Raw genomic sequence first — 24,810 nt, forward strand, 5'->3', positions numbered from 1 at the left:
GGGCAGCCGCGCCCGGCGGGGAGCCGTGGCCCCGGCGCCCGTGCCCCAACCCCGTGGCCCCGGCGCTTGCGGGGCCGGCGCCCGCGGGGCCGGGGGCCCGGAACCCGGGCACAGCCGATCCGTTGCCCACGGATTAGGCTTTCAGGTATGCGTACCACCCCGGACACCCCGGACAGCGCCGTCCAGAATGTCGTCCGCGCCGCCGCGCGGAGCGGTGTGCAACCGGTGGCCCTCACCGGCACCGGAGGCATCGACCGCGATGCCGGGCACCGCCTCGACGAGGCGTGGCTCGGGGCGGCGTGGAGCCACCCGACCACCAGGGTCTTCGTCGTGTCCGGGGGGCAGGCCCTCATCGAGGAGACCGCGGACGGCAGGACCGAGCTGGTGATGATGCCGTCCTTCGACGCGCCCCTGACCGAGGCGCACCGGTACTTCCTGGGCACCGACGCCGAGGGCGTGCGCTATTTCGCGCTCCAGAAGGACAGCCTCCCCGGGCGCATGGACGAGGTCGCGCGCCCCGCGGGGCTGCGCGAGGCGGCGGCGCTGCTGTCCGAGCGGGACAACGAACTGCTGGTGCACGCGGTCGCCCTGGAAAACTGGCAAAGGCTGCATCGTTTCTGCTCCCGCTGCGGCGAGCGCACGGTGATCGCCGCCGCCGGGCACATCAGGCGCTGCCCGGCCTGCGGGGCCGAGCACTACCCGCGCACGGACCCGGCGGTGATCATGCTGGTCGTCGACGAGGAGGACCGGGCGCTGCTCGGCCGGCAGGTGCACTGGCCCAAGGGACGGTTCTCCACGCTGGCGGGCTTCGTGGAGCCGGGCGAGTCCATCGAACAGGCCGTGATCAGGGAGGTCGCCGAGGAGGCGGGCGTCGCCGTCGCCGAGGTCGAGTACGTCGCCAGCCAGCCCTGGCCCTTCCCCTCCAGCCTCATGCTCGGCTTCTTCGCCAGGGCCGCCACCTCCGAGCCGCAGGTGGACGGCGAGGAGATCGAGGAGGCCCGCTGGTTCTCCCGGGAAGAGCTGCGGGAGGCGATGGAGTCCGGCGAGGTGCTGCCGCCGGCCGGGGTCTCCATCGCGGCCCGGCTGATCGAGATGTGGTACGGCAAGCCGCTGGCCGCGGCGTCCTGGTAGCCGCCGCGGCCGGTGCCCGCGGCTCAGGCGGCCAGGGCCTGCTTGACCGCGGCCAGCGAGGGGTTGGTCATGGTGACCTCGTCGCCGCCGCTCTCCGGCACGACGACGACCGTGGGCACCGTCCTGTTGCCGTCGTTGGCCTTCTCGACGAGGGCGACGGCCGAGGGGTCCTGCTCGATGTCGATCTCGGTGTAGGCGATGCCCTCGCGGTCGAGCTGGCTCTTCAGCCGGCGGCAGTAGCCGCACCAGGAGGTGCTGTACATCGTCACGCTGCCCTGCATGGTCCGCGCTCCTTCGTCTCGTGTGTTCTCCTGCGCCCCGTGCCACGCCGGCCCGGCCTCGCGGCCCGCCCGGTCGGGCGACCGCGCACCAGGAGAACACGCCGCCCGGTACCGCGCATTCCACGCCCCCGCTTCGCAGGGGCACAGGGAGGGGCACAGGGAGGGGCGCGGAGAGGGCACGCAGAGGGCCCGGCCGGGTGCCCCTGCGCACACCCGGGCCGGCACTCATCTCATGTGACCATTCGGTGCCCCTGTGGACAGCCCGTCCCACCCGGCTCACCGAACCTGGCAGCATGGCGGAGTGACACCAGCACCGCACGCGTCTTCCTCCCCACCGGGGCCGGCCGGCGCTCCGCACCCCTTCGCCGCGGGGGAGTTCGGCGCCGTGCCCGACTCGGCCGACGCCGTGCTGGAGGGACTCGACCCGGAGCAGCGGGCCGTCGCCACCACGCTGCACGGCCCGGTGTGCGTGCTGGCGGGGGCGGGCACCGGCAAGACCCGCGCCCTGACCCACCGCATCGCCTACGGGGTGCGCGCGGGGGTGTACCGGCCCTCGACGGTCCTCGCGGTGACCTTCACCCAGCGGGCCGCGGCGGAGATGCGCGGGCGGCTGCGCGGGCTCGGCGCGGGCGGCGTGCAGGCCAGGACCTTCCACGCCGCCGCCCTGCGGCAGCTGCAGTACTTCTGGCCCAAGGCGGTGGGCGGCGAGCCGCCCCGGCTGCTCGACGGCAAGTTCCCGCTCGTCGCCGAGGCCGCCGCGCGCAACCGGATGCGGCTGGAGCGGACCGAGCTGCGCGACGTCACCGGCGAGATCGAGTGGGCGAAGGTCACGCAGACCACCCCGGAGGACTACCCGGCGGCCCTCGCCAAGGCCGGTCGCGAGCCGCCCAGGGACCCGGCGGAGACCGGCCGGATCTACGCCACCTACGAGCAGCTGAAGCAGGACCGCGGCGTCATCGACTTCGAGGACGTGCTGCTGCTGACCGTCGGCATCCTCGCCGACCGGCCCGACATCGCCGAGACCGTCCGCGGCCAGTACCAGCACTTCCTCGTCGACGAGTACCAGGACGTCAGCCCCCTCCAGCAGCGGCTGCTCCAGCTGTGGCTCGGCGACCGGGACAGCCTGTGCGTGGTGGGGGACGCCGGGCAGACGATCTACTCGTTCACCGGCGCCACCCCCGACCACCTGCTGAACTTTCGCGCCCGGCATCCGCACGCGACGGTGGTCAGGCTGGTGCGTGACTACCGCTCCTCGCCACAGGTGGTGCACCTGGCGAACGGGCTGCTCGGCCAGGCCCGCGGCAAGGCCGCCGAGCACCGGCTCGAACTGGTCTCCCAGCGGCCCAGCGGACCGGAGCCGGTGTTCGCGGAGTACCCGGACGAGCCCGCGGAGGCCGAGGCGACGGCCCGCCGGATCGTGGAGCTGCTCACCCCGGTGGAGCGGGGCGGCCCCGGCGTCCCGGCCAGCGAGATAGCGGTGCTCTACCGGGTCAACGCCCAGTCGGAGATCTACGAGCAGGCCCTGGCGGACGCCGGGGTGCCCTACCGGATGCGGGGCGCGGAACGCTTCTTCGAGCGGCCGGAGATCCGGCAGGCCGGTCTTGCCCTGCGCGGCGCCGCCCGCGCGGGCGCCAACGACCGCGCCCTCGCCGACGCCGACGGGCTCGCCGGACAGGTGGGGGCGGTGCTGGCGGCCACCGGCTGGACGCCGCAGCCGCCCGCCGGCTCGGGGGCGGTGCGCGAGCGGTGGGAGTCGCTGCGCGCGCTGGTGCGGCTCGCGGAGGACTTCGAGCGGGCGAGGCCGGGGGCGACGCTCGGGGAGTTCGTCGCCGAGGTCGACGAGCGGGCCGCCGCGCAGCACGCCCCGACCGTCGAGGGCGTCACGCTGGCCTCGCTGCACACGGCCAAGGGCCTGGAGTGGGACGCGGTGTTCCTGGTCGGGCTGACCGACGGCATGCTGCCGATCAGCCACGCCAGGACTCCCGAGCACATCGAGGAGGAGCGCCGCCTGCTGTACGTGGGCGTCACCAGGGCCAGGTGGCACCTCACCCTGTCCTGGGCGCTGGCCCGTTCCCCCGGCGGGCGGGCCGGCCGCCGCCCGAGCCGTTTCCTGGACGGGCTGCGGCCCGCCGGGGCGGGCGGCGCCGTGCGGCCCGGCGTGACCGGGAGCGTGGAGCGGGGGCAGGGCGCCCGCGGGCGCAGGCCGCGCGGCCCGGTCAAGTGCCGGGTGTGCGGCCGGACCATGACCGACGCGGTCGAGATCAAGCTGCGGCGCTGCGCGGACTGCCCCTCGCAGATCGACGAGGAGCTGTACGAGCGGCTGCGCGAGTGGCGGGCAGGACGCGCGGCCGAGCTGGGCCGCCCGGCCTACGCGGTCTTCACGGACGCCACGCTCACCGCCATCGCCGAGGGGGCGCCGGGCAGCGAACGCGAACTGTCCCGCATCCCCGGCGTGGGGGCGTACAAGCTGCGGCAGTTCGGCGCCGAGGTGCTGGCCCTGTGCGCGGGCGAGGCCGCCGCGGCGCCCGGCGCGGAGCCGCCAGGAGCCGCGCCGGATACGACTTCCCGACCCGCAGGAAAATAGTTTGCGCGCGCCCGAGAGATGCGCATAGCGTGCTGCACGCGACGCCGGAAGAGGGTTCCCCTTCCTTCGGGGCCGTGTTCTACTGAGTTGTACCAAGTTCGACCGAAGTGCACGCGTGGGCGATCAGCCCCGCCCGAGACGCCCAGAAGGAGGCGAGTCCCGTGAGCATCAACACCATCGGCAAACTGCTCGATCGGCCGCTCGCCGCTTCGCGTCCGTTCGGTGGTGTGTCCCGCCTGCACGGCACCGGTGTGTCCGGTGCCGCGGCCGCACGCGCGTCCGTCCCCGCAGCACGCGAGGCGGCGGCCGGGCGACCGACCCAGGCGCCCGTGGCGGTAATGGCGATTGAGCGCAATGCCTATGCCTTCACGACCCATGTCACCGGCGCCGGACACCAGCTCTTCGGACAGCAGAAGACCCAGCTTCACACGATGTGGGCCCTCCGCGGGCTCGATCCCTGGAGTGATCCAGCCTGATCGGCGAGATCAGGTCGGCACCTTCCAGGGCCGCGGAACCCACACCGGGAACCGCGGCCCTTCTGTTTTGCCAGGCCCGGCCACCAGCCGGGGACGACCGACAACGACACGAGGAATCACCGTGCCACTCGCGCCGTACGCCCGACCCGACCTGAACTCCCCACCCGATCCGGAGACTTTCGTGACCCCCCTGTCCTCGGCCCAGCCGACCTCCCTGAACGGCCTCGACGAGGCCATCGACCGCCTCGACGACGGGGTGCCCTGTCGCTCCTACGACCCCGAGGTGTTCTTCGCCGAGACCCCCGAGGACGTCGAGTACGCCAAGTCCCTCTGCCGCGCCTGCCCGCTGCGTGAGGCCTGCCTCGCCGGGGCGAAGGAGCGCCGCGAGCCCTGGGGCGTCTGGGGCGGCGAACTCTTCGTCCAGGGCGTGGTCGTGCCGCGCAAGCGCCCGCGTGGGCGTCCCCGCAAGAATCCGGTCACGGCATGAACGTCACCGGCACCATCGGAAGGCCCGCTCCGCACGGGCCGCGGAGAGACACCCAGATGACCCCCATTCCCGCGTCCGCCCCCACGACCGGGGCGAACGACCTGACGGCGGCCGGGAGGCTGCGCCAGGAACAGAACAGGACCAGGAAGTTGCAACTCATCCCAGAAGCCATGGCTCGTTCCCATATGACCGACCTGAGCCTTGAGGCGGAGTCTCAACGCACCGCCCGCCGGGTCGCCCTCGCTGCCCGCATGCAGCGCAGGTCGCGCCGGCTCCAGCGGCGGGCGGAGCGCGCCTCGCGGCGCGCCCGCCGCGCCCTGGCGCAGGCGGTGATGTAAGAGGCCGCGACGCCGTGACAGGCGCCGCGGACGGGGGGAGGCGGCCGGCCTGAGACGGGGAGACCCGGCTCAGGCCGGCCGTTTCACGTGTGCGCCGGGAGCCTCGCCGGCCTCCTCCTCCGCCTCCTCGGCCTCTTCTGCCTTCTCGGCCTCTTCGTTCCCCTCGGCCCCGGCGTGCGCGAAGGCGGCGTCCTCGGCTGCCTCCTCGCCTTCGTCCTCGCCTTCCGCGGGCTCGGCGAACCCGGGCAGGCCGGCGAGCAGTTCCTCCCGCATCCGCACCGTGGCCCCGAGCTGGCACAGCACCCCGATGGTGCTCAACGTCACCCGGTGGATCAGCAGGTAGGACGGCGGGAGGTTCAGCTGGCGGCCCAACTGGTAGGCGGCGGACCTGGGATCGGCGATGCGCCCGGCCTGCTCCCGCATCCACTCCCGGCTGAAGCCGAACTCCTCCTCCCGGGCGGGCTCGATGATCGGCAGCAGATAGTCGAGGACCTCCGCCGGGTCGAGTTCGATGCTCGGCTTCACGAAGCCCTCGCCGCAGAGCAGGGCGTACACCTCCTCCGCCCGCCCGTCGAGCGTCATCCGCAGCGCCCTTCCTATGACGGGGGGCAGGCCGCCCGGCAGCCTGTTGACCGCGCCGAAGTCCATCACCCCGAGCTTCCAGGAACGCTCTCCGCCCTCCTCGTGCGGCACGAGGCGGAAGTTCCCCGGGTGGGCGTCGGCGTGCAGCATCCCCGTCCGCGCGGTGCCGGTGAAGAGGAAGCGCGCCAGCAGCTGTCCTGCCCGGTCGCGCTCCTCGCGGCTGCCGCCGCCGATCACCTCGGACAGCGGGCGCCCCGGCAGCCACTCGCTGATCAGCACCTGGTCCGCCTGGCAGACGACGTCCGGGACGATCACGTCCGGGTCGTCGCGGAACTCCCGCGCGTAGCGCCGCTGCGCCTCCGCCTCGAGACCGTAGTCCAGCTCCTCGGCCACCCGCTGCCGCAGCTCCTCCACCAGCGGCTTCAGGTCCATGCCGGGGATGAAGGGGCCGAGCAGCCTGACGAACCGGCCCAGCTGCGTCAGGTCGGAGAGCAGCGCCTCGCCCGCGCCCGGGTACTGGATCTTGACGGCCACCTCGCGGCCGTCCCGCCACACCGCGCGGTGCACCTGCCCGATCGACGCGGCCGCCGCCGGGCGCTCGTCGAACTCGCGGAACAGCTCGCGCCAGTCGGGGCCGAGCCGCTCGGCGAGCGCGGCCCGCACCGAGGAGGCGGGCAGCGGCGGCGCCGCCTCCTGGAGCTTGGTCAGCGCCGCCCGGTAGGGCCCGGCGACCGCCTCGGGGAGCGCCGACTCGAACACCGAGAGGGCCTGGCCGAGCTTCATGGCCCCGCCCTTGAGCTCGCCGAGCACGCTGAACAGCTGCTCCGCCGTCCGCTGCTGAAGCTCGCTGCCGACCAGCTCCGCCGAGCGCCCGCCGATCCGCTTGCCCAGGCTCCACGTCGCCCGGCCGGCGAAGCTCAGCGGCAGGGTGGCCAGCTTCGCCGTCCTGGTCACCGCCTTACGGGGTAGATCAGACATGCCGTCCCCTCCAACTCCCACCGGGCCGCCCGAGACCGGGGTCATCCGGGAAGCCGCCCGTATCCGAGGGCCGGGGCCCCGCTTCAGGCCGTGGGCACGACCGCGGCTCCACTCATCTTCCACCGCCATTGTGGACCCGTGGACGGACAACCCCGAGGGCCGCGGAGGGGATCGGCTCACGCCATGGGCCGCCCCCTCCCGCCCGGCCGCGGGCCCGCCGCCCCCGCTCGCCCGGCCGCTCCCGCCCGCCGCGCGGTCCCCGCCTGCCGGGGCCTCTCCGCCCGCCTGGCCTGCTCCGGCTGTCCGGCCTCGGCCGCCTCCCGGGCCTCCGCCGCCCGCTTGGCCTCCTCCGCCTCCCGGGCCGCCTCCGCCTCCCGGGCGGCGGCCTCGGCCCCGCAGGGGCACTCGGGGTGCGGAGGGATCGCGTGGCTGCTCACCGAGAGCCCTGGCAGGGCGATCTCGGTCCTCGTGCTCGGCCCCGGTGGCGCCGAGGCGTCCAGGAAGGCGAGCGCCGCGCACGCCGTCAGCCCGGCCACCGCCCCGGCGAGCGGGCCGTCGCAGGCGGGCACCCCGCGGTCCGCGGCGTTGCGCCACTGGCCCACCAGCAGGGGCCAGCTCGGCTCCCGCCGCGCCCGCTCCCGCAGCAGGCAGCCGGCGCAGCCGGTCCGCCCCGGCAACACCAGCGGGCCCACGAAGCCCGTCGCCTCCACCACCCCCGCGTACAGGTGCGGGGTGCCGGCGGCGAGCACCGGCTCGGCGAGGGCCGGGTCGGGGGCGTAGGACAGCAGGCCGTCCCGGGGCGCGAAGATCACCAGCCGCGCCCCCTCCCGCCGCTCCTCCCCCGTGCCGCGCGGCCAGGGCACGCCCTCCCGCACCAGGCCCTCCGCGGCCTGGGCCCGGCGGGTCCCGAGGTGCTCGGCGCGCAGCCCGCCCGGGCCCAGGTCGGCCGGCGCCACCCGCCCGCCGTCGACCACCTCGACCCGGCCCACGCCTGCCTGGGCCAGGGCCGCCGCGACCGCCGCCCCCACCCGGCCCGCTCCCCGCACCTGCACCCAGGCGCTGCGCCGGTCGACCAGCCGCCGCACCCCGGCCCCCGGCTCCCGGTGCAGCAGCGAGAGCGCGGCGAGGTCGGGCCGCAGCCGCTCGCCGACCCGGGCCACGGCCTCCCGCTCGGCGGTCGCGTCCTCCAGCACGCCGGCGGCCGCCAGCCGGGCCGCGAGCCGGTCGGCCGCGTCCCGGCCGAGCCCGAGCGCCGCCGCGGCGTCCCGGAGCGCCGGGAGCGCCCGGGTGCCGTCGAGGAGGGTGAGGAAGCTCTCGGTCGCGCTGTTCAGCGGCCCGAACAGCACTGAGTGCGCGGGTGTGACCCCGTAGCGCACCGTGTGCCGATCGCGCCATCCGCGGCGCAGTGAGGTCTTGATCATCGGATGCACGGTGGCCCCCCGTTCTGTCCTGCCTGTTACTGCCTGCCCTGTGCTGCTCTGTAGTGCCCTGTAGCGCCCTGTGCTGCTCTGTGCTGCTCTGTTTCGGTATCCGGCGATTCGTCGTGCTCTGTACTGCCCTGAACTGCCGTCGCCGTGCCGCCCGTTCCGCCGCCCCTCCCTGGGGTGGTGCGCCCACCGGGGGTCTGCCGCCGCCCCGGCAAGGGACTTTGGTGACCCCGAGTGCGTACCCGGTGACGCGCTGAGAACATCATGAGGCAGGGCAGAGCGCGCGTGTGTGACCTTTTCCACAGGAAGCCGAGATAGTCCTATAAAAAGGGCGTCTGGGGCGGAGGTTGAGGGCTTTCCCGGGACGCCCACAGGCCGCCAGGCGGGACATATCAGGCCGCCACCCGGTAACGTCGAAGTGTGCCCGCCGATCCGCTGAACAGCGCCGGCCCGCCGCAGCGCATCACCCCGGCGGGCAGGACGGCGCTGGACGAAGAGGGGAACGAGCGCGTCGAGGTCAGGCGCAGTTCCCGCCGCAGGCGCACCGTCTCCGCCTACCGCGAGGGCGACCGCACGATCGTCATGATCCCCGCCCGGATGACCGCGGACGAGGAACGCCGCTGGGTGTCCGTGATGCTCGACAAGCTGGCGGCCCAGGAGGACCGCCGCATCCTCGACGACGACGACCTCAGGCGCCGCGCGGCCGAGCTCTCCGACCGGTACCTCCAGGGCCGGGCGCGACCCGACAGCGTACGCTGGGTGACCAACCAGAACGCCAGGTGGGGCTCGTGCACCCCCGCCCTCGGCAGCATCCGCCTCTCCCACCGCCTCCAGGGCATGCCGGAGTACGTCGTCGACTACGTGCTGCTGCACGAGCTCGCGCACCTGCTGGTGCCGGGACACGGCCCCGGCTTCTGGCGGTTGCTCGACCGGTATCCCCGCACGGAGCGGGCCCGCGGCTTCCTCGAGGGCGTGGTGGCCGCCGAGCGGCTGCCGTATGCGCCCTGGCCGCGCCGGGCCGACTGAGCCGCCCGGCAGGCCCCCTCCCGGCCGCGGGGAACCGGTGGCCCGGGGCCCGCCGTCCTGGGGAGCGGATAGTCTGACCGCGGAGGTATGCCGCTTTCGGATGGGGGACGGTCGTTACGTATGGTGACGCAGTTCACGCGTGGCCAGAAGGCCAGGCTCAGCGACCTGACACGGGGGACGGATCTGTACGTCGGCGTGCAGATATCCGGCCCCGGCCTGGTCTTCGACATCAGCTGCTTCGGGCTCGACGCCGAGGAGCGGCTCTCGGACGACCGGTACTTCGTCTTCTACAACCAGCCCAAGTCCCCTGAGGAAGCCCTCCAGTTGCTCGGGGCGCAGGCCGGCGACACCGAGTCGTTCCGGGTCACGCTCGACAAGGTGCCCGCGGCCATCGACCGGCTGGCCTTCACCGCCACCATCGACGGCGAGGGCACCATGGCCCAGGCCGCGCCCGGCTACCTGCGGATCGTCGCGGGCGGCGAGGAGGTGGCGCGGTACTCCTTCGACGGCTCCGAGTTCAGCACCGAACGCGCGGTGATGCTCGGGGACTTCTACCGCAAGGACGGCTGGCGGTTCGCCGCCGTCGGGCAGGGCTTCGACGGCGGACTCGCCGCCTTGCTGCGGCACTTCGGCGGGGAGGTGGAGGACGAGGAGCCGGAGCCGGAACCCGCAGGGGCCGCCCCCGGGTTCGCGCCCCCTGGCGCCGCGCCCGGCTTCGCGCCGCCGGCCGCCCCCGGCTTCGCCCCGCCCGCGGCCGCCTCCGCGCCCCCTGCGGCGCCCCAACCGGCCCCGCCGCCGGCCGCGTTCCAGCCGCCGGCTCCCCAGCCCGCGGCCCCGCAGCCCGCCGCGTTCCAGCCGCCCCCGCCGCAGCCCGCCCCGGCCCCCCAGCCGCCCGTGGCCCCGCAGCCCCCCGTGGCGACGCAGCCCCCCGCGGCCCCGCAGCCCGCGCAGCCTGCCTACGGCCTGCCGCAGCCGGCCGGCACCGGCGCCTTCGCCGCTCCCCCCACCGCCCCCCAGCCCGGCTTCGCCCCGCAGCCGGGGCAGTCGCCCCAGCCCGGCTTCGCGCCGCAGCCGGGGCAGCCGCCGCAGCCCGGACAGCCCGCCGCGTACCCCCAGCCCGGCCTGCCGCAGGGCGGACCGGTGCAGGGCGGACCGGTGCAAGGCGGACCGGTGCAGGGCGGACCGGTGCAGGGCGGACTGCGCGGGACCCTCGACCAGTTCCGCGGCGGCACCGAGCAGGGCCGCTGGGCGCAGCCCAACGCCCAGCTGATCCGCGTGGACCTGGGCGAGGGCGGCCCGGTCCTGGCCCGCCAGGGCAGCATGGTGCTCTACCAGGGCGACGTCGACTTCGGCTACAAGGGCGCCGGGGTGCGCGGCCGCCTCAAGGCCAGGATGACCGGGGAGGGCTTCCCCTCGCTGATGCGCTGCACCGGCAGCGGCCGGGTCTTCCTCGCCGAGGAGGCCGCGCGGCTGCACCTGGTGGAGCTCCAGGGCGACGCGCTGTGCGTGACCTCCCAGCACGTCCTGGCCTTCGACGAGTCGCTCGACTGCGACGTGCGGCGCATCGACGGCCACGGCATCCCCGGCGGCTCGCTGTTCGCCCTCCAGTTCCAGGGGCACGGCACGCTCGTGCTCACCACCCGCGGCGAGCCGCTGGTGATGCCCGTCACGCCGATGACCTTCGCCGACGCCAACGCGATCGTCGCCTGGTCGGCCGCGGCCCAGGTCCTGGTGGCCAACCAGGTGCGGCTGCGCCGCCACGCCTATCCCGGGCACACCGGCGAGACCACGCAGCTGCAGTTCCGCGGCGCCCCGGGGAACTTCGCCATCGTCCAGCCCTACGAGATCTGACCGGAGCCCGTGATGGACCAGCGCATGATCGCGGGGCACGCGCCGACCCCGCCCGCGGCCAGGATGGAAAACCACGGCCCGACCATGGCCAGGGTCGCCATGACCACGGGCCAGGACGTCTTCGCCAGGGCGGGCTCCATGGTCGCCTACGAGGGCTACATCCAGTACGAGTCCAACCCGGCCTCCTGGGGCCGCGCCATCGCCGGGCGGCTGACCGGCGAGAGCGTCCCGCTGATGAAGTGCCAGGGGGACGGCCTGCTGTACCTCGCCGACTACGGGGCCAACGTGGTCTGCCTCCCCCTGGAGAACGACAACATCTCGGTGAACGCGACCAACGTCCTCGCCTTCGACGCGCACCTGGAGTGGGGCGTGCAACGGGTCAAGGGCATCGCCAAGTTCGCCGGGCAGGGCCTGTTCAACCTCGGCATCTCCGGCACCGGCTGGGTGGCCGTCACCAGCCGTGGCCTCCCGATCGTCGTGGACTGCGCGCAGTCCGGCGAGACCTACGTCGACCCGGACGCCCTCGTCGCCTGGTCCACCGGCCTCCAGGTGAACGGCAAGCGCAGCTTCAAGGCCGGCTCGCTGATCGGCCGCGGCAGCGGCGAGGCCTACCAACTGGGCTTCTCCGGCACCGGCTTCGTGATCGTGCAGCCGAGCGAGGACAGCACCGACCGGCTCGCCCAGCAGCAGTAGCCGCAGCCGAGACGCACCGAGACGGGGGATACCGACCGTGCAGAGCCCGATCTTCAACAACACCGTCAACCCGAGCCAGGAGCGCTTCGCCCCCCAGGGCGCGCACATGCTGCGGGTCAACCTCGCCCAGGGCGACGACGTGCTGGCCAGGACCGGCAGCATGGTCGCCTTCGAGGGGCTCGTGGAGTTCGACGGCGAGTACCAGTCGCCGCGGCAGCACCAGACCCAGTGGGCCACCGGGGAGGTGCTGCCCCTGATGCGCTGCTACGGCCAGGGCGCCGTCTACCTCGCCAACCTCGCCCAGCACGTGCACGTTCTTGAGATCGACCACGAGGGCCTGACCGTGGACAGCTCCTACGTCCTCGCCCTGGACGCCCACCTGCACTGGGACGTGGTCGCCGTCGAGAGCCAGTACGGCATCGCGGGCGCGGGCGCGTACAACACGATGATCTCGGGCCAGGGCAAGGTGGCCGTCACCACCTCGGGCCACCCGCTGGTCATGCGGGTCACGCCGCAGAGCTACTGCAGCGCCGACGCGGACGCCGTGGTGGCCTGGTCGACCTCGCTGCGGGTGCAGATGCAGGCGCAGACCAGCAGCAGGTCGGTGTTCCGGCGGCGTGGAAACACGGGCGAGGGCTGGGAGATGAACTTCATGGGCGACGGGTACGTCGTCGTCCAGCCGAGCGAACTGCTGCCCCCGCAGCACACCTCGTTCGGCGAGCGCCTCGCCGGCCAGTTCACGCAGGGCCAGCACCCGGGCCTCGGCCAGCACGGGGCCTGGGGGCGCTAGCCGGTCCGCCTCGCGAAGGCGAACGGTGCCGCCGCGGCGGGTTCCGGGCTTTGTGCCGGCCGCGGCTTTCGGCGTACCCGGTGATTTTGCGTTTTCATGACTTCCTTTACCTGCCGACCACCTGCTCGCCACCTGCGCACCGGCCGTTCGCCGTCTGCCCGTTGCCGCCCGCCGGGTGACCGTTCCCGTTCGGTTCCCGGCTGATTGACTCCCGTGCCTGCGGGGAGGCGATGATTTCCCGTCATTCCTGCGGCCCCTCCGCGGGTTTCCGCCGGCCGGGTTCGGGGGCCGGCGGAAAAGACTGGGGAAAATACGGGGTGAGCCGCGCGGTGGCGCCGCCTTCCCGGCGCGTTTCCCCGCGCGGTGCCCGCCCACATGGGCCCAGGGGCACGCATACCCGCCCGGATGCCGACGTGTGCGGGCACGTGGCGGAATGCCCTTCGATGTGCCGGTGCGGGAGCAGGGGAATTCCCTCGAAGCGGCGCCGGGAGCGCCGTGCGGACATCGCCCCCGCGGCGCACTCGTGGCACAATCGCCGACGGCGACCGGGGGCCTGTGTGCGAACGTCGTGCGTGCACGGGGAACTTCGCCGCCGTCATTTTCGGGAAGGAATCCGGCAGAGTCTCACGGAACGTTTTCCAGAACGTTCCCGGAACGGTTTCGAGGAACGTTTCGCAGAATGTTTCGCGGAACGTTTCCGCGGACGTTTTCGCGAAAGCACCCCACGGCGGAAAGCGCGCCCGCCGAACCGGTTGCCCGCGGGGCCCGCGGGCGGAAGCGGCACCCGGCGCGCACGGGGGAGAAGGCAGACCGGCGGCCCCTCGGCCGGCCGGCCCGCGTTGCGGGCGGGAACCGCCCGGGCGGGCCCGGCGGAACCGGGGGGAGCGCAGGGCCGCCGACGGCGGCCGGGCGCACGGTGGGCGGAGGCGCGCGGGACGCGCAGGGCAGGCAGGAAAGAGGTCCGATGACGAAACGGAACGTGCTTGTCACCGGGGGCTCCGCCGGGATCGGCCGGGCCTGTGTGGAACGGTTCGCCCGCGAGCCGGACTGGAACGTCTGGTTCACCTACCGCCAGGGCGCGGCGCGGGCGGCGGAGCTCGTGGCCCGGCTCGGGGAGCGGGAGCGGGAAGCCGAAGGCAAAGGCGAACGCCTCGGCGAGGTGCGGGCCTTCCCCTTCGCGCAGGGGGACTGGGAGTCCCACCAGCGGCTGTGCGCCGAACTGCCCGGGCCGGTGGACGTGCTGGTGAACAACGCGGCGGTCGGCTCGAAGACCGTCGAGCGGTACGCGACCGGCCCCGCCCACACCACAGCCTCGGCGTTCTTCCAGATCAACGCGGTGGGCCCGCTGTGGCTCATCGAGCAGCTGCTGCCCGGGATGCGGGAACGCGGCCGGGGAAAGATCGTCAACATCGCCAGCGTCGGTGGCGGAATCGGCCAGTTCCCCGGCTTCCACCCGGCCGACGGCATGAGCAAGGCCGCCCTCACCTACCTCACCCGGCACCTGGCCGCGGACCTCGCCCACTCCCCGGTGCACGTCTTCGCCCTCTGCCCTGGCGCGGTGGAGACCGGCATGTTCGAGGCCAGCACGCTGGCCGCCCTCTCGCCCGAGGGCCGGGCCGCGTTCACCGCCCGGCTGCCTCAGGGCCGGCTGATCGAGCCGGAGGAGATCGCCGAACTCGTGTGGTGGCTGGCCGGAGCGCACTCGGCGGCGCTGCACGGCGCGGTCATCGACGCCTCCATGGGCCTGGGCGTGCACCCCGGCCTGCTCACCGGCCGGCCCGCGGGGGAGGAGGAGCGATGACCTCCCGGCAGGCAGAGCGGCTCCTGGCGGACACGCCCGCCATCGCCGACGCCCACTTCAGGGCGGAGGCCGAGCCCTACGACCCGGTGTCCCGCCCCGGCGGCTACCTCAACCTGGGCACCGCGGAGAACCGGCTGCTGTGGGACCTCGTCGGGGAACGGCTGAAGGGGCTCGGCGAGTTCACCGAGGCGGCCGCCCGCTACGCGCCGCTGCACGGCACCGAGGTGCTGCGCGAGCGGATCGCGGCCCTGCTGTCGGCGACCTTCCGCGGCCCGCTCGCCGCCGGGGAGGTGGTGGTGATCAGCGGCGCCACCGGCGCGCTGGACGCCCTCGCCACCGTGCTGTGCGACCCGGGCGAGACGATCGTGGTGCCCGCCCCCTACTACGGCGCCTTCGACACCGACCTGGCCGGGCGCTCCGGCGCCCGCCTGTGGCCCGCCCCGCTGCCGGCCGCCGCGGGCTTCCGGCTGACGGCCGGGGCCGTGGACCGCGCGCTGACCGAGGCGAAGCGCGCGGGCGCCGTGGTGCGCGCCGTGGCGCTGTCCTCGCCGTCCAACCCGATGGGGGAGGTCACCGGGCCCGGGACGCTGGCCGAACTGCTCGACGTGGTGCGGGCCCACGACGTGGACCTGATCTCGGACGAGATCTACGCCCACGCCGTGTTCGGCCCGCGGGCATTCACCAGCGCCCTCGACCCGGCCGTGAACCGGGAATGGGCCGAGCGCACCCACGTCGTGTGGGGCTTCGCCAAGGACTTCGCCCTGCCCGGCTGGAAGGCGGGCGTCCTGTGCAGCCACGCCCCGCGGGTGCTGGCCGCCGCGCGGGCGCTGGCGTACTTCGCGCCCGTGTCCACCGTCACCCAGGACCTGCTTGCGGCGCTGCTTGCCGACCCCGACTGGGTGCGCGGCTTCCTCGCCGAGGGCAGGCGGAGGCTGGCCGAAGGCTGGGCGCACGCCGCCGGGCAGCTCGACGCGCACGGCATCCCCTACGTGCCCGCCGAGGCCGGCTTCTCCACCTGGGTGGACCTGAGGCGGTGGCTGCCGGACCCCGAGGCGGCCCACGGCCCGGCCGGGTTCGCCGCCGAGGAGCGCCTGTGGCGGGAACTCCTGGACGCCGCGCGGGTCAACATCCTGCCAGGCGCCGTCTTCCACTCACCGCAGCCGGGCTGGTTCCGGCTGTGCCACACGGTGGGCGCGCCGCTGGTGGCCGAGGCGGTACGGCGCCTCGCCGCCCTTCCGCACGCCGCCGCGGAACGAGAGCAGCCAACGACGAGGATCGGAGACCGCCCGTGACCGAACCGACGTCCCCCGGCCCGCTGGACCGCTGGTACGAGGCCGCGGGAGTGCGCGGCGGGGTGCGGAGAATCTTCCACGCGGAGGCCGAGCGCGGACACGTCTTCTTCCCCGAGCACCTGGTGCCGCACCTGGACCACCCCGAGGTGCGGGCGCTCGCACCCGAGCGCATCCGGGAGCTGACCATCCGGCACCTCTACCAGTTCCTGCACTCCACCACCCACCTGGAGACCCGGGTGGTGAACGGCGCCGCGGAGCCGGTCGCCAACGGCCGCTCCGGCATGGACTTTCCCTCGGCCCTGCGGATGGACGCCTTCAAGGTCTACTGCGACGAGGGCTATCACGCCCTCTACAGCCTCGACCTGGCCGACCAGATCGCCCGGGTCACCGGCATCCCCGTGCCGAAGGTCGACTACGGCGGGTTCGTCACCGCGCTGGAGGCCGCGGGGCGTGCCCTGCTGCCCGGCGACCCGGTGCTCGCCGGGCAGTTGCAGGCCGTGGTCTTCGAAACGCTCATCACCGCGGTGCTCAACGAGGTGCCCCAGGACCCCACCGTGGTCAGCACCGTGCGGGACCTGATGCGCGACCACGCCAAGGACGAGGGCCGCCACCACCGCTTCTTCTCCGCCTTCTTCCTTGAGCTGTGGGCGCGCCTCAACCGCTCGCGGCGGATCGCCGCGGGCCGCGCCCTGCCGGCCATGATCCGCGCCGCGCTGGAGTGGGACCTCGCCCCCGTGCACGGCTCGCTGCGGCTGGCGGGGCTCGGCGAGGAACAGGCCAGGGCGGTGCTTGCCGACTGCTACGCGGGGGAGGCCGTCACGGCGCGCATCCAGGCCGTCTCCAGGGCCACGGTGCGGCTGTGCGCCCAGGTCGGCGCCTTCGAACTGCCGGGCGTCGCCGAGGCGTTCGCCGCGCAGGGCATCGACGAGCCCGGGGAGCGGTGATGGCGGAGACCGAGCCGGCGGCGAGTCAGGGCAACGGCCGGGAGCCGGAGCTGACCTACACGCGCTACCTGCGGATTCCCGAACTGCTCGCGCTTCAGGTGCCCTCGGCGGCGCGGGTGCACGACGAGCGCCTCTTCATCACCGTGCACCAGGTGCAGGAGCTGTGGTTCGCCCAGCTGCTGAGCGAACTTGCCGACGCCCGCGACCTGATGTTCCGGGGCGCCGCCAGGGCGGCCAGGGCGCGGCTCGCCCGCTGCCTGGCCGTCGACCGCACCCTCGTGACCGGGTTGCAGCTGCTGCGCACGATGCCGCCGCGCGCCTTCCACGCCTTCCGCGGCCACCTCGGCACGGCGAGCGGCGCCCAGTCCGCGCAGTTCCGGGAGATCGAGGCGCTCTCCGGCGCGGACTGGGCCAGGTCGGGGCGCGTGCCCGAGGGCCTGGGCGCCGCGGAACGCGAGCGGCTGCGGCGGCGCCAGGAAGAACCGAGCCTGTGGGACGGCTTCCTGTTCCTGCTCCGCCGGGCGGGCTTCGACGTGACCACCGGCGAGGCGCGCGGCGCGGCCCTGGCACGGCTGGCCGCGGCCGTGGCCGACGTGACGGACGCGGCGGACCTGGCGGATGCGGCGGGCCTGCCGGAGGTGGCGGACGCGGCGGGCCTGGCCGAGATGGCCGGCGTGGCGGGCCTGGCGGCACCGGGGGAACCGGCCGCGGGCGACCGGGCGGCCCCAGGAAACCGGACGGGCCTCCCGGACGCGAGAGACGCGGGAGGACCGGGAGGCCCGCGGGAGCCGGCCGAACTCGGCGAGCTGGCGGAGGCGTTACTGGAGCACGACGCCGTCTGGGCCGAGTGGCGCGCCGCCCACGTCCTGCTCGTGGAGCGGCAGATCGGCGGCCTGCCGGGCACCGGCGGCAGTTCCGGCGTGTCCCACCTGCGCGGCGCGATGCACCGCCGGTTCTACCCGGAGCTGTGGGAGGTGGCCGGCGGCCGGGCCCCCGCCGCCGCGGTCAGCGGCGGGCGAGGCCGGCCAGGGCTTCCGTGACGACGGGCCAGACGGCGGTGAGCGGGTCGATCAGCTCGAAGTGACCCGCGCCGTCGACCGGCAGGAACCGGGTGGCGGGGTGGGCGGCGGCGTACGCCTCGCCGAGCGCCGCCGGGACCCGGACGTCCTCGGTGCCGTGCACGATCACCACCGGCGTCGAGGGCGCGGGCAGCCGCACCGGGTCGAGACCGGCGGCATCCGCGGGCGGGCCGCCGAGGAAGTCCCGCACCGCGCCCTCGTCCAGGTCGAGCGCGTGGGCGAGCCGCAGATCGGCGACCGGGGCCAGGGCCAGCGTCCCGGCGAGGCCGGGGGCCGGGGCGGTGGCGGCGGACAGCAGCGCCAGATGCCCGCCGGCCGAATGCCCCACCACCACCACGGTGCCGTCGAACGCCACGCCCCGGCGGGCCAGTTCGCCCGGGACGGCGGCCAGCGCCGCGCACACGTCGTCCACGGCCGCGCCCGGCAGGCCCGGCTCCCGCCGGTACTCCAGGGAGACGACGGACCAGCCGGCGGCGTGCAGCGCGGTGGCCATCGGGCGGCTGTGCACCCGGTCGTAGGCGGGCCGCCAGAAACCCCCGTGGATCAGCACCGCGAGCGGCCGGCCCGCGGCCCCGTCCTCGCCCGGCCACACGTCGGCGAGCTGATCCGGGCCCGCCCCGTACCGCACGCTCAGCGCCGGGGGCGGCGACTGCCGCGTCAGAACGGAACGGTTCTCAGCCATCGGGTCCCCTCCCTGCCGCCCGGCCCTCCGGGCTGTTCCGGCTGTCCGGTGCGGCCGCCGCAACCGGGCGCCCCGGCCGTGGCCGGCCTCCCGGCCGCCGTAGCGTACCCACCAGGACCGCGGCCGCAACCCCCGAAGCGTGGCCGCCATCCCCGGCGCGTGGCCGCAATCCCAGGACGCAACCCCCGGCGCGCGCCTCAGCGCCCGGGCAGCGGCCCGGCGCCCCCGGGGCCCGGCCGGGTCTCGCTCCCCTCCACCAGCGCCCTGGCGCGCGTGGCCAGCCGCAGCACGGAGTCGTCCGCGACTCCCGGCAACTCGTCGTAGCGGAACCAGCGCAGGTCCAGGGACTCCTCGCTGCGCACCGCCCGCGCCCCGGCCGGGGCCAGGGCGGCGTACTGCACGTCGAGGTGGACGGCGCAGGGCGTGCGGTGCCGGTCCAGGCCGACCGGCTCGGGCAGCAGCCGCAGCCCCTCGATGCCGGACTCCTCGGTGGCCTCGCGCAGCGCCGCGCCCGCGAGCGTCGCGTCCGTGGGCTCGCAGTGCCCGCCGGTCTGCAGCCAGGCCCGGAGCTTGCGGTGGAAGGTGAGCAGGACCCGGCCGTCCGCCGGGTCCACCACCAGCGCGCTCGCCGTGACGTGCCCGGCGGCGCAGGAGCGCCACATGCCGTCCGGGTGGGCGGACAGGTGCGCGGCGTAGGCCAGGCGCAGCTCCTCCTGGGCCCCGTCGGGCGCGGCCCACCCGCGCAGCACCCGGGAGGCGTCCCCGTGCAGACTCACGGGCGAGGGCCGTCCCCGCCCCGGCCGCCGTCCCCGTCCGCGGCCCCGCCGCCTTCCTCCCCGCCGTCCTTGCCGTCCTCGCCCGCCGCCTCGCCGTGCCCGCCGGGCGTGCCCTCCTCGCCGTCCTCGCCGTCCTTGCCGAGCCGGGGACCGCGCTCTCCGGCGGCGTCCCCGAGCAGCCGGTCGAGCTCGGAGAAGTCCAGCTGCTCGCGGTGCACGAAGCCGTCGGGGTCGTCCAGGTCGGCCGCGGTCGGCAGCATGTCCGGGTGCGCCCACAGCGCGTCCCGGCCCTGGGCGCCCCTGGCGTCGGTCAGCGAGGCCCACAGCCGGGCCGCGTCCCGCAGCCGCCGCGGCCGCAGTTCGAGGCCGATCAGCGTGGCGAAGGTCTGCTCGGCGGGACCGCCGGAGGCGCGGCGCCTGCGCAGCGTCTCGCGCAGCGCGGCCGCCGAGGGCAGGTGCGGCTCGGCCGCCGCGTGCACCACCGCGTCCACCCAGCCCTCGACCAGCGCGAGCGCCGTCTCCAGGCGGGCCAGCGCCGCCTTCTGCTGCGGGGTGTCCTCCGGCTGGAACAGGCCCTGCTGGAGCTTCTCCTGCAATTCCTCGGGCCGCGAGGGATCGAGCTGGCCGACCATGTCCTCCAGCTTGGCCGTGTCCACCTGAATCCCGCGGGCGTAGCCGTCCACGGCGCCGAACAGGTGCGAGCGCAGCCACGGCACGTGCGCGAAGAGCCGCTGGTGGGCGGCCTCGCGCAGCGCCAGGTACAGCCTGACCTCGCGCTCGTCCAGGCCGAGGCCCTCGCCGAGGGCCGCCACGTTCTGCGGGAGCAGCGCCGCCTTGCCCGCGGGGCCGAGCGGCAGCCCGATGTCCGTGGAGCCGACGACCTCGCCGGCGAGGACGCCGACCGCCTGCCCGATCTGGGTGCCGAACATGGCGCCGCCCATCGACCGCATCATCCCGAGCAGCGGGCCCGCCATGGCCTGCATCTCCTCGGGCAGCACGTTGCCCATCGCGGCGCCGACCCGCTCGGCCACCGGGTCGACCAGCTCCCGCCACACCGGGAGCGTGGCCTCCACCCACTCGGCCCGGCTCCAGGCCACCGCCGTGCCGGCGCCGGAGGGCAGGGAGGTCACCCCGTCCAGCCACAGGTCGGCCAGCCGCAGCGCCTCCGCCACGGCGGCCCGCTCCGCGGCGCCCACGCTGCGGTCCTTCGAGCCGTCCTGGGCGCCCTGGGCCACGGACTGCCTGGCCACGCTGCGCGCCAGCTCCCAGTTGACCGGGCCACCCTCGTAGGACAGCATCTGGCCGAGCTGCTGGAAGGCGGCGCCCAGGTCCTGCGGGTTCATCCGGCCGCCCATGGAGCCGAACAGCGCGGCCAGCGGGTTGTCGGCGGGGCCCTGCCCGCCGCCCCCCTTCTTGCCGGAGCTCCGGCCGGATTCGCCGTCGTCCGGCTCTTCCGGGAGGCCGAATCCGAAGGGAAAGTCACTCACGGGAATCCTCGGCTCTATGTGGTCGGACGGAACCAACGTGCCTGTAATTCGCTGGTCTGTGCCCCCAGCCTAGACACCTCTCAGGCAGGATGGGCGTGCGCACGTCGTACCAGAACCAACCGCTGGAGAGGTCTTGTGAGTTCCCCGGAGCAAGCCGTTCGCGCAGCGCGAAACGGCCCCGACGCCCCGCTGACCGTCGCGGTCACCGGCGCGGCAGGCGGGGTCGGCGCCCTGCTCACCGAGCGGCTGCTTGCCGTCCCTGACGTGAAACGGGTGCTCGCCCTCGACGAGCGCGTGGGAGACGTCAAGGGCGCCGACTGGCACACCCTGGACATCCGCGACCCGGCCATCGCCGACCTGCTGCGCACCTCGGGTGCCGCCCGCGCCGGCGCCTCGGGCGCCCCGCGCGAGTCCTCCGCAGGGGTGGACCCCGTGGACGTGGTCGTGCACCTCGCGCTCGACCTCGACCTGGAGTCCGACCCGGCCGCCCGCACCGCCTACAACGTCCGCGGCGCCCAGACCGTGCTGACCGCCGCCGCCGCGGCCGGGGTGCGGCGGGTCGTGCTGTGCACCTCGGCCATGGTGTACGGCGCCCTTCCCGACAACGACGTCCCGCTCGCCGAGGACGCCGAGCTGCGGGCCACGGCCGACGCCACCTGCGTCGGCGACCTGCTGGAGATCGAGCGCCTGGCCAGGCGGGCGCCGCGGGCCCACCCCGGGCTCAACGTCACCGTGCTGCGGCCCGCGGTCCTCGTCGGCGGCACGGACACCGCGCTCACCCGCTACTTCGAGTCGCCGCGGCTGCTCGTGGTGGCGGGCTCCCGGCCGCGCTGGCAGTTCTGCCACGTGGAGGACCTGGTCAGCGCCCTGGAGTTCGCCGCGCTCAACCGGGTCGAGGGCGAGCTGGCCGTCGGCTGCGACGGCTGGCTCGAACAGGAGGAGGTCGAGGAGCTGTCCGGCATCCGCCGGATGGAGCTGCCGCCCTCGGTGGCCCTGGGCGCCGCCGCCCGCCTGCACCGGCTCGGCCTCACGCCCTCGCCCGCGGGCGACCTGGCCTACACGATGCACCCGTGGGTGGTCAGCGGCAGCAAGCTGTACGAGGCGGGCTGGCGTCCGCGGTGGAGCAACGAGGAGGTGCTCGCCGAGCTGCTGCACGAGGTCGCGGGCCGGCACACCGTCGCGGGCCGCCGCCTCGGCCGCAAGGACGCGGCCACCACGCTGGGCGCCGCGGGCGCCACCGTCGCGCTGGTCGGCACCGCCGCCCTGGTGCGCCGCGCCAGGCGGGCCCGCCGCCGCTGAGCGGTGGCCATGGGGGACCATGGGGGCATGGAACGCGATCGCATCAGGCTGCTCGCCCTCCGCGACACCCCCCTGTCCGTGGACGAGGTGCTCGCCGCGGTCGGCGACCCGGCCGCCGGGGGCACCGCGCTGTTCGCCGGCACCGTCCGCGACCACGACGACGAGGGGCGGACCGAGGCCGCGGCCGTCACCTCACTGGCCTACACGGCGCACCCCACGGCCGAGGCCGAGCTGCGCCGGGTCGCCGAGCGGGTGGCCGCCGACTTCCCCGTGCGGGCGCTGGCCGCGGTGCACCGCGTCGGGGAGCTGGCCGTGGGGGAGCTCGCGGTGGTCGTCGCCGTCGCCTGCCCGCACCGGGCGGAGGCGTTCGCGGCCTGCCGGCGCCTGATCGACGACCTCAAGTCCCAGGTCCCCATCTGGAAGCACCAGACCTTCGCGGACGGCGGCCGCGAATGGGTCGGGGCCCACGCGTAACCTGGGAGAACCCCCGCACCCACCCCGTGGCCCGGCCTGGGGACCAGGCCCGTGGACCGGGGTGCGGGCCCGCGCCGGGTTGCGTAACCCGGCCCTGCGAACCAGCGTTGGAGAGACGGCGTGTTGATGGCCGGGTTGGGAGGTTGCTCGTGTCGGTCCTGGTCTGGTTGCTGATTCCCGTCGCCGGAGCCTTCGTGGCAGGGCTGTGGAGTGCCTGGGCCACCCGCCGCCGGGAGAACAAGCGCGGCGTCCGCGATCACGCCGGGGTGCGGGGCTACGAGGCGTTCCGCGCGGCGATGGAGAGGGCCCCCGCCGACAGCTGAGGGGGCGGTCCCGTACTGTCGGGGCATGCCACGCCGTACCGCGACCCTGCTGACGTCGACGCTCCTGCTGATAGGGCTCCTGTGTGCGGGCGTGCTCATCCACGTGCCCTACGCCGAGATGTCCCCCGGGCCCACGGTGAACACGCTGGGCGAGAACGACGGCGAGCCCGTGATCGACATCCACGGGCACGAGACCTACCCGGCCTCGGGGCACCTCAACATGACGACGGTGCGCGTCACCGGCGTCAACTACCGGATGAACCTGCTGGAGGCCGCCTACGGCTGGCTGGCCCACGACACCGCGGTGGTGCCCTACGACACCCTGTACCCCTCGGATGTCTCGGCCGACCAGGTCGAGGAGCAGAACGCCGAGGAGTTCACCGCCTCCCAGGAGAGCGCGAAGGTGGCCGCGCTGCGCCAGCTCCACTACGACGTGCCGGCGCAGACGATCGTCGGCTCGGTGGTCGAGGGCGGCCCGGCCGAGGGCGTGCTGCACGCGGGCGACGCGATCATCGCCGTGGACGGCACCGAGGTCTCCGCGCCGGCCGAGGTCGCCGAGCTGGTCACCCGGCACGACCCGGGCGAGGACACCGTCTTCACCATCGTGCCGGCGGAGCAGACGCGGGCCGCCCAGGAGGCCGGGGACCCGGTGCCGGCCGACGAGGCCACGGAGGTCACCGTCACCACGGCCGCGGCCCCCGAGGACCAGCGGGCCATCGTCGGCATCCAGGCGAGCGTCAGCCACAGCTTCCCGTTCGACATCGACATCCAGCTGGCCGACGTGGGCGGGCCGAGCGCCGGGACCATGTTCGCGCTGGGGATCATCGACCGGCTCACCGAGGGCGACCTGACCGGCGGGGCGTTCGTGGCGGGCACGGGCACGATCGACGACGACGGGAACGTCGGGCCGATCGGCGGGGTGACCATGAAGACGATCGCGGCCAGGGACGCGGGCGCCGAGTTCTTCCTCACCCCGGAGGACAACTGTGCGGCCGCCGCCGAGGACCCGCCGGACGGGCTGACCCTGGTGCGGATCGGCACGCTCCAGGATGCCCTCGACGCCCTGGCCGACATCCGCGGGCACCACACCGGCGACCTGCCGCTCTGCACGGCCGGCTGAGGCCGGCCCGCCGAGGACGGGCGGCCGGGCCGGGGGCGGGCCGGGGCGTCCCCGCCCGCCGGAGCCCGTACCTTCCTCGCGCGCCCCTTCCCGTGGGGCACGCGTCCCCGGAGGCTCGGTCTTCGCCGGTGCTCGAAGATCCTCGTCAGTCCCCGCCGGTTCTCGTCAGTCCCCGCCGGTTCTCGTCAGTCCCCGCCGGTCCGCGTCACTCCTCGAAGGTGGCGCTCAGCGCCGCGGCCAGCCCTGGCACCAGGTCCGGGCCGGTGAGCACCTCGGTGGGCGCGTCCTTCTCCCGCAGCCGCAGCGCCGACTCCCGGCGTCCGTCGCGCAGCACCCCGACCGTCATCCGCACCTCCTGCCGCTCGGGGTGGTCGGCGACCCAGCGGTTCAGCTCCGCCTCGCCGAGGCCCTCGGGCAGCTCCGCCTCCGCGCTCGGCGGCAGCATCAGCCGCTCCACGCTGAGCGCACAGCCGGCCACCGAATCGGGCCAGGCGATCGTGCCGAGGAACTCGTCGAGCGGAACCCCCTCGGGCAGTTCGTCCTGTTCGATGGGGGTAAGGGTGAATTGTGCCGTCGGCGCGCCCGCCGTCTCCTCCCCGCCCGCCGTCTCCGGCTCGTCCGGCGACTCGCCGAGCCCGAGCCGCTCGGCCAGGCCCGGCTCCTCCTCGCGCAGCCGCGCGGTGTCGACGAGGGCGAACAGCAGCGCGGGGCGATCCCAGCCAAGTCCGCCGACATATTCGTCGATTTCGAGAACGGCCCTGGTCAGTGGGTCGGCGGCGAGCGGAGTCGCCCCGGGAGCGCCGGTGGGAATGTTGTCCATGGGCCTATCGTGCCGTCTCATACCCCAAAAGCGGGAACCGAGTAAAGCGTGAGTAAGTTAGTCGAGTGG

Annotated in this window: 24 protein-coding genes; 17 read left to right on the plus strand and 7 right to left on the minus strand. The window is 74.8% G+C overall.

The window, feature by feature from the left end:
- The first annotated feature begins 147 nt into the window (after window positions 1-147).
- The gene (gene nudC / locus D7294_RS02730) at window positions 148-1,131 is read left to right on the plus strand and encodes an NAD(+) diphosphatase (protein WP_120674945.1); all 984 of its coding nucleotides are present in this window, start codon (window positions 148-150) and stop codon (window positions 1,129-1,131) included.
- Between the two features lie 23 nt (window positions 1,132-1,154).
- On the opposite strand, the gene D7294_RS02735 is transcribed toward nudC, so the two are convergent.
- The gene (locus D7294_RS02735; protein WP_120674947.1) at window positions 1,155-1,412 is read right to left on the minus strand and encodes a mycoredoxin; all 258 of its coding nucleotides are present in this window, start codon (window positions 1,410-1,412) and stop codon (window positions 1,155-1,157) included.
- Between the two features lie 385 nt (window positions 1,413-1,797).
- Here D7294_RS02735 and D7294_RS02740 point away from each other — a divergent pair, with 385 nt between their 5' ends.
- From D7294_RS02740 to D7294_RS02755, 4 genes are all read left to right on the plus strand, one after another.
- Window positions 1,798-3,996: an ATP-dependent DNA helicase UvrD2 gene (locus D7294_RS02740; RefSeq protein WP_174248255.1), complete on the plus strand. Its 2,199-nt coding sequence runs from the start codon at window positions 1,798-1,800 to the stop codon at window positions 3,994-3,996.
- 161 nt (window positions 3,997-4,157) lie between these two features.
- Entirely contained in the window at window positions 4,158-4,472 is a 315-nt protein-coding gene (locus D7294_RS02745; protein WP_338325605.1) for a hypothetical protein, read from the plus strand.
- Window positions 4,473-4,587: 115 nt separating this feature from the next.
- On the plus strand, window positions 4,588-4,959 hold the full coding sequence (locus D7294_RS02750; protein ID WP_422070646.1) for a WhiB family transcriptional regulator: 372 nt from the start codon (window positions 4,588-4,590) through the stop codon (window positions 4,957-4,959).
- A complete protein-coding gene (locus D7294_RS02755) occupies window positions 4,956-5,297 on the plus strand; it encodes a hypothetical protein (protein ID WP_120674955.1) in 342 nt (113 codons plus the stop codon). Before D7294_RS02750 ends, D7294_RS02755 begins: the two co-directional genes overlap by 4 nt.
- A 69-nt stretch (window positions 5,298-5,366) precedes the next feature.
- Here D7294_RS02755 and D7294_RS02760 read toward each other — a convergent pair whose 3' ends face one another.
- Entirely contained in the window at window positions 5,367-6,857 is a 1,491-nt protein-coding gene (locus D7294_RS02760; RefSeq protein WP_120674957.1) for an ABC1 kinase family protein, read from the minus strand.
- Between the two features lie 176 nt (window positions 6,858-7,033).
- On the minus strand, window positions 7,034-8,287 hold the full coding sequence (locus D7294_RS02765; RefSeq protein ID WP_120674959.1) for a TOMM precursor leader peptide-binding protein: 1,254 nt from the start codon (window positions 8,285-8,287) through the stop codon (window positions 7,034-7,036).
- Between the two features lie 417 nt (window positions 8,288-8,704).
- Between D7294_RS02765 and D7294_RS02770 the strand changes: the two genes are divergently transcribed.
- The 8 genes from D7294_RS02770 (at window position 8,705) to D7294_RS32780 (ending at window position 17,721) form a co-directional block, all read left to right on the plus strand.
- A complete protein-coding gene (locus D7294_RS02770; protein WP_120674961.1) occupies window positions 8,705-9,310 on the plus strand; it encodes a M48 metallopeptidase family protein in 606 nt (201 codons plus the stop codon).
- Window positions 9,311-9,430: 120 nt separating this feature from the next.
- The gene (locus D7294_RS02775) at window positions 9,431-11,161 is read left to right on the plus strand and encodes a TerD family protein (RefSeq protein WP_120674963.1); all 1,731 of its coding nucleotides are present in this window, start codon (window positions 9,431-9,433) and stop codon (window positions 11,159-11,161) included.
- A 12-nt stretch (window positions 11,162-11,173) separates the two neighbouring features.
- Window positions 11,174-11,854: an AIM24 family protein gene (locus D7294_RS02780; protein WP_120674965.1), complete on the plus strand. Its 681-nt coding sequence runs from the start codon at window positions 11,174-11,176 to the stop codon at window positions 11,852-11,854.
- Window positions 11,855-11,891: 37 nt separating this feature from the next.
- Complete coding sequence (locus D7294_RS02785; RefSeq protein WP_120674967.1) at window positions 11,892-12,644, plus strand: AIM24 family protein; 753 nt, start codon at window positions 11,892-11,894, stop codon at window positions 12,642-12,644.
- 964 nt (window positions 12,645-13,608) lie between these two features.
- The gene (locus D7294_RS02790) at window positions 13,609-14,445 is read left to right on the plus strand and encodes an SDR family NAD(P)-dependent oxidoreductase (RefSeq protein ID WP_120674968.1); all 837 of its coding nucleotides are present in this window, start codon (window positions 13,609-13,611) and stop codon (window positions 14,443-14,445) included.
- Window positions 14,442-15,737 carry an aminotransferase class I/II-fold pyridoxal phosphate-dependent enzyme gene (locus D7294_RS32575; protein ID WP_206619450.1) on the plus strand — a complete coding sequence of 432 codons (1,296 nt, stop codon included), beginning with the start codon at window positions 14,442-14,444 and terminating at the stop codon, window positions 15,735-15,737. Before D7294_RS02790 ends, D7294_RS32575 begins: the two co-directional genes overlap by 4 nt.
- Window positions 15,734-16,681, plus strand: a complete 948-nt coding sequence (locus D7294_RS32580) for a diiron oxygenase (RefSeq protein ID WP_206619451.1) — start codon at window positions 15,734-15,736, stop codon at window positions 16,679-16,681. Before D7294_RS32575 ends, D7294_RS32580 begins: the two co-directional genes overlap by 4 nt.
- Entirely contained in the window at window positions 16,681-17,721 is a 1,041-nt protein-coding gene (locus D7294_RS32780) for a tryptophan 2,3-dioxygenase family protein (protein ID WP_241562045.1), read from the plus strand. Before D7294_RS32580 ends, D7294_RS32780 begins: the two co-directional genes overlap by 1 nt.
- On the opposite strand, the gene D7294_RS02810 is transcribed toward D7294_RS32780, so the two are convergent.
- From D7294_RS02810 to D7294_RS02820, 3 genes are all read right to left on the minus strand, one after another.
- A complete protein-coding gene (locus D7294_RS02810; protein ID WP_120674970.1) occupies window positions 17,687-18,442 on the minus strand; it encodes an alpha/beta hydrolase family protein in 756 nt (251 codons plus the stop codon). The two genes, D7294_RS32780 and D7294_RS02810, sit on opposite strands and share 35 nt — an antisense overlap.
- Before the next feature lie 197 nt (window positions 18,443-18,639).
- Window positions 18,640-19,218 carry an NUDIX hydrolase gene (locus D7294_RS02815; protein ID WP_120674972.1) on the minus strand — a complete coding sequence of 193 codons (579 nt, stop codon included), beginning with the start codon at window positions 19,216-19,218 and terminating at the stop codon, window positions 18,640-18,642.
- Window positions 19,215-20,705 (minus strand): zinc-dependent metalloprotease, encoded by a 1,491-nt coding sequence (locus D7294_RS02820; RefSeq protein WP_120674974.1) that lies wholly within the window; start codon window positions 20,703-20,705, stop codon window positions 19,215-19,217. Before D7294_RS02820 ends, D7294_RS02815 begins: the two co-directional genes overlap by 4 nt.
- 135 nt (window positions 20,706-20,840) lie before the next feature.
- On the opposite strand from D7294_RS02820, the gene D7294_RS02825 reads away from it, so the two are divergent.
- From D7294_RS02825 to D7294_RS02835, 4 genes are all read left to right on the plus strand, one after another.
- Window positions 20,841-22,004, plus strand: a complete 1,164-nt coding sequence (locus D7294_RS02825) for an SDR family oxidoreductase (protein ID WP_120674976.1) — start codon at window positions 20,841-20,843, stop codon at window positions 22,002-22,004.
- Window positions 22,005-22,013: 9 nt separating this feature from the next.
- Window positions 22,014-22,478, plus strand: a complete 465-nt coding sequence (locus tag D7294_RS02830) for a molybdenum cofactor biosynthesis protein MoaE (protein ID WP_120674978.1) — start codon at window positions 22,014-22,016, stop codon at window positions 22,476-22,478.
- Between the two features lie 149 nt (window positions 22,479-22,627).
- Entirely contained in the window at window positions 22,628-22,801 is a 174-nt protein-coding gene (locus D7294_RS32180; RefSeq protein ID WP_174248247.1) for a hypothetical protein, read from the plus strand.
- A 25-nt stretch (window positions 22,802-22,826) separates the two neighbouring features.
- A complete protein-coding gene (locus D7294_RS02835) occupies window positions 22,827-23,921 on the plus strand; it encodes a YlbL family protein (protein WP_120674980.1) in 1,095 nt (364 codons plus the stop codon).
- 205 nt (window positions 23,922-24,126) lie between these two features.
- On the opposite strand, the gene D7294_RS02840 is transcribed toward D7294_RS02835, so the two are convergent.
- Window positions 24,127-24,741, minus strand: coding sequence for a PPA1309 family protein (locus D7294_RS02840; RefSeq protein WP_120674982.1), 615 nt, complete (start codon window positions 24,739-24,741; stop codon window positions 24,127-24,129).
- Window positions 24,742-24,810 lie beyond the last annotated feature (69 nt).

This window comes from Streptomyces hoynatensis, from assembly GCF_003626535.1.
In the GTDB taxonomy this organism is placed as follows: Bacteria; Actinomycetota; Actinomycetes; order Streptomycetales; family Streptomycetaceae; genus Streptomyces; species Streptomyces hoynatensis.